Genomic DNA, 15,659 nt, shown 5'->3' on the forward strand with positions numbered 1-15,659 from the left:
CTCAGGTGCTCCCGCGAATCACGAGCCGATGCGGCAGCAGCACGCCCGGCACGTTCGCCAACGGATTCGCGAGCCGCTGCAACAGCAGACGCGCGGCGGTCTCGCCGAGTTCGCGCATCGGCTGGGCGATGGTGGTGAGCGGCGGATCGACTTGCGCGGCGATCGAGATGTCGTCGAAGCCGACCACGGCGACATCCTGCGGCACGCGTTTGCCGATGCTGCGCAAGCCGTGCAGGACGCCGGTCGCGAGCGTGTCGGAGACGGCAAAGATCGCGCTCGGCGGCTCCGTTTGTCCTTGTCCCCGCCCTTGCCTCGGCAGCATTAGCGAAACCGCCGCCGACGCGCCCGCCTCGTAGTCGAGACTGTTCAGATTCATGCGCCAGCCGTCGAGCGGCTCGATCCCCGCCTCGGTCAGCGCATCGAGATAACCTTGCTGACGCTGCCGCGCGTACAGGTAGTCGACGTCCGAATTGATGAGGCCGATGCGCCGGTGGCCGCGCGCGAGCAGATGCCGCACGGCGTCGCCCGCGGCCCGATAGTTGTCGATGCCCACATACGGCACGCCCATCGCCGGATCGAACTCGCAGCACGCGACCCACGGCAGCGCGCTCGACGCTTCGCCGAGCGCCTGCTGGATCGTCGCGGGATCGAGGCAGATCGCGCCGTCCGCGCGGCGGCGGCGCAGCAGATCGAAGTAGCTGCGCTCGCGGCCGGGGTCGGCGCCGGTATCGCACAGAAGCATGAAGTAGCCGTGCTGGCGCGCGATGCTGTCGATGCCGCGCACGATCTCCGCGTAAAACGGATTGCCGAAGTCGGGGACCATCGTCAGCAGCAGGCGGCTTTCCGCGGTTCGCAGATTGCGCGCGAGTTCGTTGACGCGGTAGCCGCTTGCGTCGATGGCGGCCAGCACCTTGTCGCGGGTCGCGGGCCGCACGTTCTCGTGCGCGTTCAGCACGCGCGATACGGTGGCGACGGAAACGCCCGCCTGCCGCGCGACGCCGGCGATCGACAAACCTTCGGGCGCGGGCGTGACTGCGGCTGCGCGTGTGGCAGCGCTTTCCACAGGCTTCGCTTTCGACGTCGGTCTCGGCACGGACGCGGCTCCAGAATGTAATCGATTACATTTTTGAGCGATGACAGCCCGAAGTGCAAGCCCAGATTGCTAGGGATTAACACGGGGGCAACGGCGGGCAGCAGCGGGGCAACGCGGACAAAAGCAGCCGCGCCGCGCTGCGCGCCCTGGCCCGGAACCCCGGCGCCATTTGGTACAATCCCGCAGTTACCCTGCCGTGCCTGCCTGCCGGCTTCAATGCCGAGGCTCATGCCCAGGCGCCCGCGCAGCGGATAAATCGCAAAACTCGCAAACCAGAACCGCCAATCCACCATGAACATCGAGCAAGCGCGTTTCAACATGATCGAACAGCAGATCCGCCCCTGGGAAGTGCTCGACCAGGACGTGCTGAATCTGCTGTCGATCGTCAAGCGTGAAAACTTCGTCCCCGCCGCGTACCACGAACTGGCCTTCGTCGACTTCGAAGTGCCGCTGCCGGCCGGCCAGCACATGCTGGCGCCGCGCGTCGAAGCGCGCACGCTGCAGGAACTGGCGGTGAAGAAGCACGAAAGCGTGCTGGAAATCGGCGCCGGCTCGGGTTATATGGCGGCACTGCTCGCGCATCGCGCGCAACACGTGCTGACGGTGGACATCGAACCTGAACTCGCCGAACTCGCGAGAACCAACCTGATCGCCAACGGCGTGCTCAACGCGGAAGTCGCGACCGGCGACGCCGCGCGCGGCTGGTCCGCCGCCGCGCCGTACGACGTGATCTGCGTGTCGGGCGGACTGCCCGTGCTGCCGCAGGAAATCCTCGAACAACTGAAGGTGGGCGGCCGTCTGGCGGCATTCGTCGGCACGGCGCCGGTCATGAAGGCGCAGATCATCACGCGCATCGACGAAAAGCAGTACCGCATTGCCGACGTGTTCGAGACGTATGTCGAGCCGCTCGTCAACGCCGTGCAGCCGCCGCGCTTCAAGTTCTGATTCGCCTGTTTTTCACGGACGGCCGGCGCGCGCCGCCGTCCTTTGAACGGAAGTCCCGCTGATGCAAAACCTGACCGCTCCCGCACTCGCCGAATGGCTCGCCGACACGTCGCGCCCCGCCCCCGTGCTGCTCGACGTGCGTGAACCGTGGGAAATCCAGACGGCGGCGATGCCGGGCATCGTGTCGATTCCGATGCGCGAGATTCCCGCGCGCAGCGAGGAACTCGACGACGACGCGCAAATCGTCTGCATCTGCCATCACGGCGCGCGCAGCGCCCAGGTCGCCATGTTCCTCGAATCGCGCGGCCACGCCAACGTCTTCAATCTGCAAGGCGGGATCGACGCCTGGTCGCGTCAGGTCGATCCGTCGGTTCCGACGTACTGATCGCGTACTGATCGTGTAGAGGCGGTTCGTTTCCGCCAGCTCGAGCGTGAGCCCGCGAAACGCGGACTCACGTCAATCGCTACTACGCCTGCACGAACGCCAGAAGATCCGCGTTCAACACATCCGCATTCACGGTCAACATGCCGTGCGGGAAGCCCGGATACGTTTTCAGCGTGCCGTTCTTCAGCAGCTTGATCGACTTCAGCGCCGCGTCCGCATACGGCACGATCTGATCGTCCTCACCGTGCAGCACGAGCGTGGGCACCGAGATCGCGCGCAGGTCCCCGCTCTGGTCCGTTTCCGAGAAAGCCTTGATGCCTTCATAGTGGGCCTTCGCGCTGCCCATCATCCCCTGACGCCACCAGTTCTGAATCACGCCTTGATGGACTGTCGCGCCCGCACGGTTGAAGCCGTAGAACGGACCCGCCGGAACATCGACAAAGAATTGCGCGCGATTGGCGGCCAGCGCCGCGCGAAAGCCGTCGAAAACCTCGAGCGGCAAGCCTTCGGGATTCGCCTCGGTCTTGAGCATCAGCGGCGGCACGGCGCTCACCAGCACCGCCTTCGCCACGCGGCCGGAAGGCTCGCCATGCTTCGCCACGTAACGCGCCACCTCGCCGCCGCCCGTCGAATGGCCGATGTGCACCGCGTTGCGCAAGTCGAGCGCTTCGACCACGGCGAAGGCGTCGGCGGCGTAGTGGTCCATGTCGTGTCCTTCCGACACTTGCGACGAGCGGCCGTGGCCGCGCCGGTCATGGGCGATCACGCGATAGCCCTTCTGGACGAAGAACAGCATCTGCGTATCCCAGTCGTCGGAAGACAATGGCCAGCCATGATGGAAGACGATCGGCTGCGCGTCTTTCGGGCCCCAGTCCTTGTAGAAAATCTCGACGTTGTCCTTCGTTGTCACATACGGCATGGTCGTTTCTCCGGTTGAGATTTTTGGCGATAGCCGGCTACATGATCCGGCTGCCGTGTTACGAAAGCCACCACGGTGGCGGCGACTGCACAAGCAACTGCAAACGCATCGAATGGAGAATACGGACGCGCTCCGCGTTATGGAAGAGATTTGCACCGCTTCGCCGCATTGATTGCGAAATTTCACAGGTTTTTCGGAATGCCACACAGGCACCATGCTCTGTTCATTCTGGGAGCCGTGTGATGAGACTAATAAAGATCGCGATGCTGGCCGCAACGTTGTTGCCGCTGTCGTCGTTTGCGGCGCTTGGCGGCGCCCCCGTCGCGAACGCCTCCGCGCCGCTCGTGCTGCGCGCCGCGGCGACGCAGTCGGTTTCGGATTCCGCTTCGGCGTCCGCTTCCGCGTCCCCTGCCGCGGGCAGCCAGCCGGCCAGCGCCGTCACCGCCACGGCGCCCTACACGATGCGCCAGTCCGTCGACGCGAACGGCGTCACGATCCGCGAATACCTGCTGCCGGCCAACGTCGTGTTCGCCGTCACCTGGCAAGGGCCGATCCGCCCGAACATGCGCGCGCTGCTCGGCAGCTACTTCACGAACTACGTTGCCGCCGGCCAGACCGGCGTGCGCGGCTCCGGCCCGCTGATAGAAGGCAACGACGATTTCCGCATCGAGTCCGCAGGCCGCCTGGGGAACTTCTCCGGCATGGCCTGGCTGCCGCGTCTGTTGCCCGCGGGCGTGCGTCCCGGCGACCTCGAATAACCGCCGCTCGGCACGAAGAGAACAAGACATGAATACATTAAAGAAGACGCTTTCGCTCGCGGCCGCCATTGGCGTGTTCGCGCTTTCGGCATGTGGAGGCGGCGGCAGCAGTGGCGGCAGCAACAATCAGGGCAGCAATTCGGTTGGCTGGAATGCGACGCCGGACTGGACGCCGCACGGCTCAGGCACGGACTCGGGGAATTCATCGCCGCCCGCAACCGGCGACAACACGGCGACGATCACCGTCGACAAGTCGATGGGCAGCATCAACATGCCGAAGGTGTCCATCAAGATCTGCGTGCCGGGCACGCAGAGCACGCCGCAATGCGTGACCGTGGACAACATGCTGGTCGACACCGGCTCCACGGGCGTGCGCATCGCCGCGCGCGCGATTCCCACGCTGGCCCCGTTGCTGCTCACGCAGGTCGGCGCTGCGGACGACACGAGCGGCTCGGCGCCTATTGTCGAATGCATGCCGTTCGCGTCGGGCTACACGTGGGGCTCGGTCAAGCGCGCCGACATCACGATCGGCAGCAAGACGGCGAGCAATCTTCCCATTCAGGTGTATTCGGACAACGCCTATCCGGTGCCGGACGACTGCTCGAACTCCGGTGCCGACATTGGCGGCGCCGACTTCTCGAACATGAACGGCATTGTCGGTGTGGACAGTTTCACAAGCGATTCGGCGGACGCACTGACCACCGCGGTTCCCGGCCTTTACTACTATTGCCCGTCGCAGAACTCGTGCGTCAGCACGCGCATGCTGGCCGGCAAGCAGGTCAGGAATCCGATCGCATCATTCGCCACCGACAACAACGGCGCGATCATCCGTCTGCCCGCCGTGCCGGCCGGCGGCAAGACTAGCGTGACGGGGCAACTGGTGTTCGGCATCGGTACACAGCAGAACAATCAGGTGCCGTCCACCGCGACGATTCTTGCCGTCGACAAATACGGCAGTTTCACCACGCAGTACAAAGGCCGGGCCTTCACCCACAGCCTGATAGACAGCGGCACGAACGCCTATGCCTTTCCGGATGACACCATTCCGACCGCGCTCGGCGACTGGTACACGCCCGCTGCGCCGCTCAGCCTGAGCGCAACAATGGAGTCGACCAACGGCTCCGGCAAGCCGCTCGATGTGCCGTTCTCGATCGCCAATCCGGGCGGCCGAAGCTCAGCGGGTTACTACGCGCTGAGCGACGCGGGCAGCAACTTCTCGCAGCACAAGAACAGCATGTTCTTGTGGGGACTGCCGTTTTTCTATGGACGCGACGTTTATACGGCCATGGGTAACGCGAAGGTAGGCACTCAGACCGGACCGTTCATCGCGTTCTAACCATTTGGCGCGGCACTGAAGGCGCGGCGTTACCGCTGTTACCGCCGCGCCTTCTTGCGCCATTTCCCAGGACACATTCAGCTTTGTCGGCATATTCCGGTACGGCTGCGCTGGCAACATGCTCCGACCTGTTTTCTGGAGCATTGCGATGAATCTTGTGAAGGCCGCGCTCGCCGCTGCGGTGATGTTGCCGCTGGCTTCCTATGCGGCGTTGGGCGGCGCGCCGACGATCAGTGCAGCGTCGCAGTCACGGCTGCGGTCCGCCGCCGTTGCCGCGCCCACCGCTTTGGCTTCCGCCTCGTACACCGTGCGTGAAGCGCACGATGCGGACGGCGTCACGATTCGCGAATACGTGCTGCCCAATAACGTCGTGTTTGCCGTCGCGTGGCAGGGGCCGGTGCGCCCCGACATGAATGCGCTGCTAGGCAATTATTTTCATCGCGCGGCGTCGGCGGGTGCGGGTAAGCCTCGCGGCACCGGTCCGTTAATCGACCGTAGCGACGACTTCCAGATCGAGTCGGTCGGCCGGCCTGGCAATTTCTTCGGCAAAGCGATTTTGCCGCGGCTGCTGCCGGCGAATGTCCGTGCAGAAGATGTCCGGTAACGGCCCGCGTCGATTTACGAAGAAGAAAATAATGAAGACTTTCAGCAAGACAGTTTGCTTCGCTTTGCTCACGGTTAGCGTCGGGCTTTCCGGTTGCGGCGGCGGCGGTGGCGGCGACGATGCATCGGGCGCGGCGGTGCAGAATAACGATAAAGCGGATTCTGTGAGTCCGGCTTCGAGTCCGCGTCCTTCGCCGGCTCCGGCACCTGCACCGACTCCGGCTCCGACGCCCGCTCCAGCTCCGACGCCTGTGCCGACTCCGACTCCGGCACCTGTTCCGACGCCTACGCCCACGCCAAGGCCGACTCCGACGCCATCCCCGGCTCCGACACCGACACCGACACCGACGCCAACTCCGACTCCGGCACCGGCACCGACACCAACGCCGACGCCGACGCCGAAACCAACACCGACTCCGACTCCGACTCCGACTCCGACTCCGACACCAACTCCGACTCCGACTCCGACTCCGACTCCGACACCAACTCCAACTCCGACTCCGACTCCAACTCCAACTCCGACACCGACACCGACACCAACCCCAACCCCAACACCGACACCAACACCGACACCAACACCGACACCAACGCCCACACCAACGCCCACGCCAACGCCCACACCAACGCAAAACACAGCCCCCATTACAATAGAACGATGGACAGGCGGCTACGCGAACACGCCGTACGTCACGGTCACGATCTGCATTCCCGGCGTGCAAGGCGCGAATCAATGCGCGACCATCGATCACATGTTGCTCGATACCGGCTCGGCAGGCGTGCGTGTGATGGCGAGCGCGCTCGGGTCGGCGCTGGCGGGCAGCTTGCCGGCGCAGACAGGCGCGACCGACGATCCCACGCACAACGCGTCCATCTCCCAGTGCGCGATCTTTGCGTCGGGTTACACGTGGGGCTCGGTCAAGCGCGCGGACGTGAGCATCGGCGGAAAGCTGGCGGGCAGTCTGCCGGTGCAGATCATCAGCGACGGCGCGAATCCGACGCCGACCGATTGCGCGTCGCGCGGCGTCGTCGATATTGGTAGCGTCGCGCAGCTCGGCGCGAACGGCGTGGTCGGCATCGGCTCGGCGGTCCGCGACTTCCCGCTCGCCGCGCAATATATGTTGCCGGCAACGTACTATTACTGTCCGTCGTCGGGTCCATGCGCGAACACGCGCGTGCCGCTCGATACGCAGGTCATGAATCCGGTTGCGGACTTCACGACCGACAACAACGGCACGATCATCCGTCTGCCTTCGTTGCAGCCGGGCGGCCAGGCAAGCGCGACGGGCGAGCTCGTGTTCGGTATCGGCACGCAGCAGAACAACGCGCTGCCGTCGACCGCGAACATCATCCCGCTCGACAGCAACGGCTTTTTCACGACGACGTACAAGGGAAGCGCGTTCGGCAACGGCGTGATCGACAGCGGCTCGAACATAACGATCTTCGGCGACACGGCCATTCCGTTCGATGCATGGGGCCGCTATACGCCATCGACCACGCTGAGCCTGTCTGCCGTGCTCAAGCCGACGAGCGGCGCGCTCAAGTCCGCGACCGTGCCCTTCCAGGTCGCCAACACCGCGAGCCTCCTCGCCGGCACGTATGCCGCGTTCGACAACATCGCCGCGTACACGTCGGTCTCGGGCTATTTCATCTGGGGCTTGCCGTTCTTCTTCGGCCGCAGTGTTTATACGGCGCTTAGCGGCTCGCAAGCCGGGCCGCAGAGCGGGCCCTTCGTTGCGTTCTAAGAAAGCCGACGCACAACGCGGGTAATGCACGAGGCCGGCATAGGCAACAGCCGGCCTCATGCAAGACCATTCATACGCGTTCAATAGCGGACATTGGACGCGTCGGCGGCGGTCGCGAATATCGCCGCGATCTTGCGGTTTCGATCACGTCCGAAAAGCCGCCGAGGCTGACGAACCACGCGGCGATAGTCGCGCTCGCACCCGATCGAGCGCGTGCGCTGTCTTCGCCAAGCCGGCGGTGAAACGCGAGCGCTATCGAACAGTACGCTGCCCCTCCTCACGCCGGCCGTGAAAGGCGAGCGCAATCTCAGCGGCGCGTTGCGTTCGCCACAACCACCGCCATACGCGAGCGCCACCCCAAGCGCCGCATCCCCATGCACAACGCCGCTGCGCATGTGCACCGTCAAAGCCCGCTTGCCGATTCTCACGCCTCGTCGCGGCGCGTCCCGCACCCGAACGAGGCGCATCCCATCTGCATGCACCACATTCGTACGCCAGCACGCATAAGCCCGCTTGCTCCGGGCCGCGCCACAGCGCGCGACGCTGCCATCCCGCGCGTTTCATCAACATGGCATATGCCTTGCAGTACAGGAGCGGCAAATCATGCAGGGCACGCCCCTGTGGCTGAGATCGACGCCCATAAACATTCATCATCAATGGCAAGGGGATACACATGAAACGTCGCAGTCTGTTGAAGTTCGGCTCCATGTCCGGCGCGCTCGCGCTTGCAGGCCGCGTGCCGTTCGCGCACGCACAGTCCTCAAGCGGCCCGATCAAGGTAGGCGTCCTGCATTCGCTGTCGGGCACGATGGCGATCTCCGAGACATCGCTGAAAGACACCGCGCTGATGACGATCGCGGACATCAACAAGAACGGTGGCGTGATGGGCCGTCAGCTTCAGCCGGTGGTCGTCGACCCGGCATCGAACTGGCCGCTCTTCGCAGAAAAAGCGCGTCAACTGATCACGCAGGAAAAATGCGCGGTGGTGTTCGGCTGCTGGACTTCCGTGTCGCGCAAGTCGGTGCTGCCGGTCTTCGAGGAACTCAACGGCCTGCTGTTCTACCCCGTGCAGTACGAAGGCGAAGAGATGTCGCGCAACGTGTTTTACACGGGCGCGGCGCCGAACCAGCAGGCGATTCCCGCAACCGAATATCTGATGAGCGCGGAAGGCGGCGGCGCGAAGCGCTTCTTCCTGCTCGGCACCGACTATGTGTATCCGCGCACGACGAACAAGATCCTGCGCGCGTTCCTGAAGTCGAAGGGCGTGCAGGACGCCGACATCCAGGAGGTCTACACGCCGTTCGGCCATAGCGACTACCAGACCATCGTCGCGAACATCAAGACCTTCTCGCAAGGCGGCAAGACGGCCGTGATCTCGACGGTGAACGGCGACTCGAATGTGCCCTTCTACAAGGAACTCGGCAACCAGGGGCTGAAGGCGTCGGACGTGCCGGTCGTCGCGTTCTCGGTCGGCGAGGAAGAACTGCGCGGCATCGACACGAAGCCGCTCGTCGGCAATCTCGCGGCATGGAACTACTTCATGTCGGTGCGCAATCCGGCCAACGAGAAGTTCAAGAAGCAATGGGCCGCGTGGGTCAAGGAAAACAACCTGCCGGGCGGCACGAAGCGCGTGACGAACGATCCGATGGAAGCGACTTTCGTCGGCATTCACATGTGGAAGCAGGCGGTCGAAAAGGCCAAGAGCACGGACGTCGACAAGGTACGCGTGGCGATGGTCGGCCAGCAGTTCGCGGCGCCGTCGGGCTTCACGCTCGAGATGGACGGCAACCACCATCTGCATAAGCCGGTGATGATCGGCGAAGTGCGCGCGGACGGTCAGTTCAATGTCGTATGGCGCACCAAGACCGCGGTTCGCGCGCAGCCGTGGAGTCCGTTTATCGCGGGCAATGCGGGCAAGCCGGATGTGGTGAGTTCGATTCCGGCGTTTCTGAAGCGCTCGCGGTCGCGGGTCGCCTGATTGGGTGGTGCGGCGTGTCGCGGCGGCTTGTGTTGCCGTTGCGATGCGTTGGTTTTGTGGTTGCGGCGCGCGTGCGGGGAGTCGCTTTGCGGCGCATGGCTTCGGGTTGAATTGCGTGGCCGTGCGTTGCTCGAATCGCGTGGATCGCGTAGTGCGTGGGTTGTACTGCGTCGCCGTGTTGCGTGGTCGTACTCCGTGGTCGCGTCGTGTGTCGTACTGCGCTGTCGCACTGCTGGTCGTCCTGCGCCGTCGTACTGCACCGCCGCACTACGCCGCATCGCGCCGCCAGCACCTCGCCACAACAAGCGGCCGGCCACAAGCATCCGCAGCGCTCCCGCAACCCATCGCGCGAAACGCTGCCTTGCATCGCGCCGCGTCGCTAGTCATTCTTCAAAGGCCATCATGGCGTTTTCATTTCTCACTTCTGCGCAGCGGTTCGCTCGACGCGGCACCGCATCTGCACTGCTCGCGTTAGCAACATTAGCCACGCTAACGCCACACGCCGCGTTCGCGCTGACCACCGCCGATGTCGCGCCGCTCGCCGCCGACGACTTCGACGCCAAGTCCGCAGCCATCGACAAACTCATCGCGAACCACGACAAGGAATCGCTGACGGTGTTAAAGGCGCTGTCCGAAGACACAGTGCTCGCCACCGACTCCGGCGCCGTCCTGCTACAAGACGGCGACACGCTGCACGATGCAGTCACCGGCAAGACAGTGGAAGCCAGCGACGCCCAGCCCGTCACGCTAAACAACCTGCTGCGCTCAAAAGTATCAGGCGCGCTCTCCGGCCTGCAACTCGACTCCGCCGACAAAACGACGCGCGAAGAAGCCATCAATGCGCTGCTGAAAAACCCGGACCCGTCGATCAAACCACTCGTCGACGCGGCCCGCGCAAAGGAAACCGACCCGGCGCTCAAGAAGCGCCTCGATACGCTTTGGGCCATGACCGCGCTGCATGACGCCGACGCAACGAAACGCCTCGAAGCGGTGCAACTCGTCGCCGCTCGCCACGACCTCGACATGAACGAACTGCTGCGTCCGCTCGTCGCGAAGAAGCCCGACGGCACGTTCGCCGAAACGGACGCTCGCGTGCGGGCCGCCGCACAAACGGGTATCGACGAACTCGATGCAATCCAGCGCCGCAGCGCAATTGCGGGCACGCTGTTCGCGGGTCTGTCGCTCGGCAGCGTGCTGCTGCTCGCCGCGCTCGGCCTCGCGATCACGTATGGCCTGATCGGCGTCATCAACATGGCGCACGGTGAATTCCTGATGATCGGCGCCTACGCCACCTATGTCGTGCAGAACCTCTTTCAACGCTTCGCGCCCGGCGCGTTCGACTGGTATCCGCTGCTCGCGGTGCCTGCGTCGTTCGTCGCGGCGGCGCTTGTCGGCATCGTCATCGAGCGGCTTGTGCTGAAGCATCTGTATGGCCGTCCGCTCGAAACACTGCTGACCACGTTCGGCATCAGCCTGATTCTGATCCAGGCAACGCGCATGCTGTTCGGCGCGCAGAACGTGCAAGTCGTGAACCCTTCGTGGATGAGCGGCGGCGTGACCGTGCTGCCGAATCTGATCCTGCCGTATAACCGCCTCGTGATCCTCGCGTTTGCGCTTTTTGTCGTCGGCATTGCATGGGCCGTGCTGACGAAGACGCGCCTGGGTCTCTTCGTGCGTGCCGTCACGCAAAACCGTCGCATGGCCGCATGCGTCGGCGTGAAAACCGCGCGCGTCGATTCGTATGCGTTCGCGTTCGGCGCGGGCATCGCGGGACTCGGCGGCTGCGCGCTCTCGCAGATCGGCAACGTCGGCCCTGACCTCGGTCAGAGCTACATCATCGATTCGTTCATGGCGGTCGTGCTGGGCGGCGTCGGTCAACTGGCGGGCACGGTGATCGGCGGCTTCGGGCTCGGACTCGTCAGCAAGGCAATCGAACCGTTCTGGGGCGCGGTGCTCGCGAAGATCGCGGTGCTCGTGCTGATCGTGCTGTTCATCCAGAAGCGTCCGCAGGGCATGTTCGCCCTCAAGGGCCGCAGCGCGGAGGCATGACATGACATCTGCGACTTCTTCTTCGAACGCGCCGGCTCACGTCGGCACGCACGGCACAAGCGGCGCCGAAACGCGCGCCGCGCAATCCGGCTTCGCGCTCGGCTTGCCGCCGCGTCCCGCGCTGCTGTCGCGGCGCGCGTGGCTCGCGCTGATCGCGTTGATCATCGTGTTCGGGCTCGGCGTGCCATTCGCCACGCTCGTCGTGCCGGAGACGAGCCCGCTGCATCTGTCCGCCTACGCGATGACGATCACCGGCAAGTTCATGTGCTACGCGATCGCCGCGCTGGCGCTCGATCTCGTGTGGGGTTACTGCGGCATTCTGAGCCTCGGTCATGCGCTGTTCTTCGCGCTCGGCGGCTACGCAATCGGCATGTACCTGATGCGCGCCATCGGTCACGACGGCAAGTACGGCAGCGACCTGCCGGACTTCATGGTGTTCCTCGACTGGCATCAACTGCCGTGGTACTGGGAAGGCACGCAACATCTCGGCTATGCGCTGCTGCTGGTCGTGCTGGTGCCGGCCGTGGTCGCGTGGGTGTTCGGCTTCTTCACGTTCCGCTCGCGCGTGAAAGGCGTGTATCTGTCGATCATCACGCAGGCCATAACCTTCGCCGCGATGCTGCTGTTCTATCGCAACGAAACGGGCTTCGGCGGCAATAACGGCTTTACGGATTTCAAGCGCATCGGCGGCTTCGCGATCACGCACCCGGGTACGCGCACCGCGTTGCTGCTGATTACGTTTGCCGTGCTGATTCTCGCGTTCATCGGCGCGCGCGCGATCGTCACGTCGAAGCTCGGGCGCGTCGTCACCGCCGTGCGCGACGGCGAGACGCGCCTCATGTTCCTCGGCTATAGCCCGCTCGCCTACAAGCTGTTCGTGTGGACCGTCTCCGCGGTGCTGTGCGGCATTGCCGGCGCGTTGTATGTGCCGCAAGTCGGCATCATCAATCCCGGCGAAATGTCGCCGGGCAATTCGATTGAAATGGCGATTTGGGTCGCCGTGGGCGGACGCGGCACGCTGATCGGGCCGATTGTCGGCGCGTTCGCGGTGAACGGCGCGAAGAGCTTTTTCACGGCGAATTTCCCTGAATACTGGCTGTTCTTTCTCGGTCTGATTTTCGTGCTGGTCCCGCTGTTCTTGCCGAACGGCATCATGGGACTCATCGAACTCGTGACCCGCAAGAGGAACCGCTCATGAACGAAAATCCGATGGTTCCCGATCTCGCGTTGCCCGAACAACCTTCCGAGCATGCGCTAAGCGGCGTCGCCAGCATGGGGCACGCGGTCGTGCCGGGCGAGATCGACGTGTCGCACGGCACGATCCTGTATCTCGACGACGTGACTGTGAGCTTCGACGGCTTTCGCGCGTTGAATGCGCTGACGCTTTCCATCGACGCCGGCGAATTGCGCTGCATCATCGGCCCGAACGGCGCGGGCAAGACGACGATGATGGATGTGATCACCGGCAAGACCGCGCCCGATTCCGGCAAGGTGTTTCTCGGCCAGTCGATCGACCTCACGCGGATGAACGAGCCGTCCATCGCGCGCGCCGGCATCGGACGCAAGTTTCAGAAGCCGACGGTTTTCGAGCAGCATCCCGTGTGGGAAAACCTCGAACTGGCGATGAAAACCGACAAGGGCTGGCTCGCGTCATTGCGTGCGCGGCTCGATCGCGAGGCGCAAGCGCGCATCGAAGAAACGCTGGCGTTGATCGGTCTTGAAAGCGAGGCGCGGCGTTTGGCCGGCGAGTTGTCGCATGGACAAAAGCAGCGGCTCGAAATCGGCATGTTGCTGATGCAACAACCGGCGCTGCTGCTGCTCGACGAACCCGCCGCCGGCATGACCGACGACGAAACCATGCAGCTCGCCGAACTGCTCAACCATCTGCGCGGCACCTGCTCGATGATGGTGGTCGAGCACGATATGGAGTTCGTCGCGGCACTGTCGGGCAAGACCGGCAAGGTCACGGTGATGGCCGAAGGACGCGTGCTCGCACACGGCACGCTCGACGACGTCAAACGCGACGAGACCGTGATCGAATCGTATCTCGGCCGCTGAGTTAGCCCTATTAGTTTGTTCGATCAGCGCGCAGTGAATCACAGGACCGGACCACCATGCTAGAAGTACAAAACCTCAACCAGTACTACGGCGGCAGCCACATTCTTCGCGATGTGAAGCTGACCGTGCCCGACGGCAAGCTCACTGTGCTGCTGGGCCGCAACGGCGTCGGCAAGACCACGCTGCTGCGCTGCCTGATGGGCGTCGTGCAGACGAAGAGCGGTTCCATCGCGTGGCGCGGCGCGCCGATCACGAAGCTGCCCACGTATTCGCGCGTCGAGCATGGGCTCGCCTATGTGCCGCAAGGGCGCGATATTTTTCCGCGGCTCACCGTCGAAGAAAATCTGCTGGTGGGCGCGGCCAGCAAGAAAGCGCCGAAGAAAGTCCCCGAGCGCATCTACGAATTGTTTCCAGTGCTGAAGGATATGCGCGGGCGTCGCGGCGGCGATCTGTCGGGCGGTCAGCAGCAACAGCTCGCGATTGGCCGCGCGCTGATGAGCGAGCCGCAACTGCTGATTCTCGATGAACCGACGGAAGGCATTCAGCCGTCGATCATTCAGGACATTGGCCGCACGCTGCGTCAACTGGTCGAGGAAATGGGCATGACGGTGCTGCTGGTCGAGCAGTACTACGACTTCGCGAAGGAGATTGCCGACCGCTATTGGGTGATGAGCCGCGGCGAGATCGTCGCGGGCGGAGAAGGCGCGAATATGGATGCGGACGGCGTGCGTGCGCTGATCGCTGTGTGACTCGTGGGCGTTGGTTCGCGTGCTATGCTCGGCGCGTCTTGTGCGTGTTGCGCGGGCCTCGCGTTGGCTCCGGCTCGCGCCTGTAGTTCCTGTACTCACACATCGATCGCACGCTCATTAGCACGTCCACTTGCATGTCGCTTCACGAAAACCACGTCACGTTGGCCAATGCGCAAAGCGAAGCGCATGCGCAATGGCGCGCGCGTCTTGAACTCGGCTTCGTCAGGCGAGCTCAGCGCACGGCGCTTGAACACCGGCTCCACGATGGACCGTTGCGCGTGCAGCGGCCGCTTTATCCCGAGGGCGAGTCCATCTGTCATGCGGTGATCGTGCATCCGCCCGGCGGGATTGCGGGCGGCGATCAGCTCGACATCAGCGTGAATGTCGGCGCCGCCGCGCATGCCGTCATCACGACGCCTGGCGCGACCAAGTGGTACAAATCCAATGGACGCGCCGCGCGGCAAAACATCGCCGTGCACGTCGGCGAGAACGCGAAGCTCGACTGGCTGCCGCAGAACAACATCGTGTTCGATCATGCGAATGCGGCGCTGGATTTTTCGCTGACACTCGACGAAGGCGCGACGGCGATCGGCTGGGACGCGACGCAGTTGGGCCGGCAAGCGGCTGGCGAGCGGTGGTCGGAGGGAAGCCTGCGAGCGGTGTCGCGGATCGTGCGGGCAAAGAACGACACGAACGGCGACTTGCTGTGGTTCGAGCGCGCAACGCTCGTCGCTGGCGACCCGTTGCGCGATGCCGCTCAAGGACTCGGCGGCTTTCCCGCGTACGGCACGCTGTGGGCGATCGGCGCTGCTTGCGACGACGCGCTCGCCGAGGCGCTGACCGCTCAGCTTCCATTCGACAGCACGATACGCGCAGCGGCCACTTGTGTGACGAGCGGCGTGTTGCTGGTTCGAGTCGTCTCGCGTTCAATGGAGAGCTTGCAACGCGCGTTGACGCAATGCTGGATGCAGTTGCGCCCCATCGTGCACGGCGTCGATGCCATGCCGCTAAGAATCTGGACCACATAAGCGCGCCGCCGCGCTT

The 15,659-nt window shown here is 64.1% G+C and carries 16 protein-coding genes; 12 read left to right on the top strand and 4 right to left on the bottom strand.

The window, feature by feature from the left end:
• Window position 1 precedes the first annotated feature (1 nt).
• Complete coding sequence (locus tag C8K18_RS08480; RefSeq protein WP_044020760.1) at window positions 2-1,063, bottom strand: LacI family DNA-binding transcriptional regulator; 1,062 nt, start codon at window positions 1,061-1,063, stop codon at window positions 2-4.
• Window positions 1,064-1,384: 321 nt separating this feature from the next.
• Here C8K18_RS08480 and C8K18_RS08485 point away from each other — a divergent pair, with 321 nt between their 5' ends.
• Window positions 1,385-2,038, top strand: coding sequence for a protein-L-isoaspartate O-methyltransferase (locus tag C8K18_RS08485; RefSeq protein ID WP_006048573.1), 654 nt, complete (start codon window positions 1,385-1,387; stop codon window positions 2,036-2,038).
• 61 nt (window positions 2,039-2,099) lie between these two features.
• Entirely contained in the window at window positions 2,100-2,423 is a 324-nt protein-coding gene (locus C8K18_RS08490) for a rhodanese-like domain-containing protein (RefSeq protein ID WP_006048574.1), read from the top strand.
• Between the two features lie 82 nt (window positions 2,424-2,505).
• On the opposite strand, the gene C8K18_RS08495 is transcribed toward C8K18_RS08490, so the two are convergent.
• Window positions 2,506-3,342, bottom strand: a complete 837-nt coding sequence (locus C8K18_RS08495) for an alpha/beta fold hydrolase (RefSeq protein ID WP_006048575.1) — start codon at window positions 3,340-3,342, stop codon at window positions 2,506-2,508.
• A 242-nt stretch (window positions 3,343-3,584) separates the two neighbouring features.
• On the opposite strand from C8K18_RS08495, the gene C8K18_RS08500 reads away from it, so the two are divergent.
• The 3 genes from C8K18_RS08500 (at window position 3,585) to C8K18_RS08510 (ending at window position 6,040) form a co-directional block, all read left to right on the top strand.
• Window positions 3,585-4,100 carry a DUF2844 domain-containing protein gene (locus C8K18_RS08500; protein ID WP_107707216.1) on the top strand — a complete coding sequence of 172 codons (516 nt, stop codon included), beginning with the start codon at window positions 3,585-3,587 and terminating at the stop codon, window positions 4,098-4,100.
• A 28-nt stretch (window positions 4,101-4,128) separates the two neighbouring features.
• Window positions 4,129-5,436: a DUF3443 domain-containing protein gene (locus C8K18_RS08505; RefSeq protein ID WP_029971100.1), complete on the top strand. Its 1,308-nt coding sequence runs from the start codon at window positions 4,129-4,131 to the stop codon at window positions 5,434-5,436.
• 148 nt (window positions 5,437-5,584) lie between these two features.
• Entirely contained in the window at window positions 5,585-6,040 is a 456-nt protein-coding gene (locus C8K18_RS08510) for a DUF2844 domain-containing protein (protein WP_107707217.1), read from the top strand.
• Window positions 6,041-6,324: 284 nt separating this feature from the next.
• Here C8K18_RS08510 and C8K18_RS33645 read toward each other — a convergent pair whose 3' ends face one another.
• Window positions 6,325-6,591 carry a hypothetical protein gene (locus C8K18_RS33645; protein ID WP_258196097.1) on the bottom strand — a complete coding sequence of 89 codons (267 nt, stop codon included), beginning with the start codon at window positions 6,589-6,591 and terminating at the stop codon, window positions 6,325-6,327.
• Window positions 6,592-6,686: 95 nt separating this feature from the next.
• Between C8K18_RS33645 and C8K18_RS33650 the strand changes: the two genes are divergently transcribed.
• Window positions 6,687-7,781, top strand: a complete 1,095-nt coding sequence (locus C8K18_RS33650; RefSeq protein ID WP_375135807.1) for a DUF3443 domain-containing protein — start codon at window positions 6,687-6,689, stop codon at window positions 7,779-7,781.
• Between the two features lie 80 nt (window positions 7,782-7,861).
• Here C8K18_RS33650 and C8K18_RS08520 read toward each other — a convergent pair whose 3' ends face one another.
• On the bottom strand, window positions 7,862-8,209 hold the full coding sequence (locus C8K18_RS08520; RefSeq protein WP_132384549.1) for a hypothetical protein: 348 nt from the start codon (window positions 8,207-8,209) through the stop codon (window positions 7,862-7,864).
• Window positions 8,210-8,454: 245 nt separating this feature from the next.
• Here C8K18_RS08520 and urtA point away from each other — a divergent pair, with 245 nt between their 5' ends.
• From urtA to C8K18_RS08550, 6 genes are all read left to right on the top strand, one after another.
• Window positions 8,455-9,759: an urea ABC transporter substrate-binding protein gene (gene urtA, locus C8K18_RS08525; protein WP_107707220.1), complete on the top strand. Its 1,305-nt coding sequence runs from the start codon at window positions 8,455-8,457 to the stop codon at window positions 9,757-9,759.
• Between the two features lie 402 nt (window positions 9,760-10,161).
• A complete protein-coding gene (gene urtB / locus C8K18_RS08530; protein ID WP_006048582.1) occupies window positions 10,162-11,808 on the top strand; it encodes an urea ABC transporter permease subunit UrtB in 1,647 nt (548 codons plus the stop codon).
• A gap of 1 nt (window position 11,809) precedes the next feature.
• Window positions 11,810-13,006 carry an urea ABC transporter permease subunit UrtC gene (urtC, locus tag C8K18_RS08535; protein ID WP_107707221.1) on the top strand — a complete coding sequence of 399 codons (1,197 nt, stop codon included), beginning with the start codon at window positions 11,810-11,812 and terminating at the stop codon, window positions 13,004-13,006.
• Window positions 13,003-13,866, top strand: coding sequence for an urea ABC transporter ATP-binding protein UrtD (gene urtD, locus C8K18_RS08540; RefSeq protein WP_006048584.1), 864 nt, complete (start codon window positions 13,003-13,005; stop codon window positions 13,864-13,866). Before urtC ends, urtD begins: the two co-directional genes overlap by 4 nt.
• 56 nt (window positions 13,867-13,922) lie before the next feature.
• Entirely contained in the window at window positions 13,923-14,615 is a 693-nt protein-coding gene (gene urtE / locus C8K18_RS08545; RefSeq protein ID WP_006048585.1) for an urea ABC transporter ATP-binding subunit UrtE, read from the top strand.
• A 134-nt stretch (window positions 14,616-14,749) separates the two neighbouring features.
• Window positions 14,750-15,643 (top strand): urease accessory protein UreD, encoded by an 894-nt coding sequence (locus C8K18_RS08550; protein WP_107707222.1) that lies wholly within the window; start codon window positions 14,750-14,752, stop codon window positions 15,641-15,643.
• Window positions 15,644-15,659: the final 16 nt, after the last annotated feature.

Source organism: Paraburkholderia sp. GV068 (assembly GCF_003058125.1).
In the GTDB taxonomy this organism is placed as follows: Bacteria; Pseudomonadota; Gammaproteobacteria; order Burkholderiales; family Burkholderiaceae; genus Paraburkholderia; species Paraburkholderia graminis.

Coding starts and splice junctions, on each gene's coding strand:
- C8K18_RS08485 (WP_006048573.1), top strand. CDS start 1,385: ATGAACATCGAGCAAGCGCGTTTCAACATGATCGAACAGCAGATCCGC.
- C8K18_RS08490 (WP_006048574.1), top strand. CDS start 2,100: ATGCAAAACCTGACCGCTCCCGCACTCGCCGAATGGCTCGCCGACACG.
- C8K18_RS08495 (WP_006048575.1), bottom strand. CDS start 3,342: ATGCCGTATGTGACAACGAAGGACAACGTCGAGATTTTCTACAAGGAC.
- C8K18_RS08500 (WP_107707216.1), top strand. CDS start 3,585: ATGAGACTAATAAAGATCGCGATGCTGGCCGCAACGTTGTTGCCGCTG.
- C8K18_RS08505 (WP_029971100.1), top strand. CDS start 4,129: ATGAATACATTAAAGAAGACGCTTTCGCTCGCGGCCGCCATTGGCGTG.
- C8K18_RS08510 (WP_107707217.1), top strand. CDS start 5,585: ATGAATCTTGTGAAGGCCGCGCTCGCCGCTGCGGTGATGTTGCCGCTG.
- urtA (WP_107707220.1), top strand. CDS start 8,455: ATGAAACGTCGCAGTCTGTTGAAGTTCGGCTCCATGTCCGGCGCGCTC.
- urtB (WP_006048582.1), top strand. CDS start 10,162: ATGGCGTTTTCATTTCTCACTTCTGCGCAGCGGTTCGCTCGACGCGGC.
- urtC (WP_107707221.1), top strand. CDS start 11,810: ATGACATCTGCGACTTCTTCTTCGAACGCGCCGGCTCACGTCGGCACG.
- urtD (WP_006048584.1), top strand. CDS start 13,003: ATGAACGAAAATCCGATGGTTCCCGATCTCGCGTTGCCCGAACAACCT.
- urtE (WP_006048585.1), top strand. CDS start 13,923: ATGCTAGAAGTACAAAACCTCAACCAGTACTACGGCGGCAGCCACATT.
- C8K18_RS08550 (WP_107707222.1), top strand. CDS start 14,750: ATGTCGCTTCACGAAAACCACGTCACGTTGGCCAATGCGCAAAGCGAA.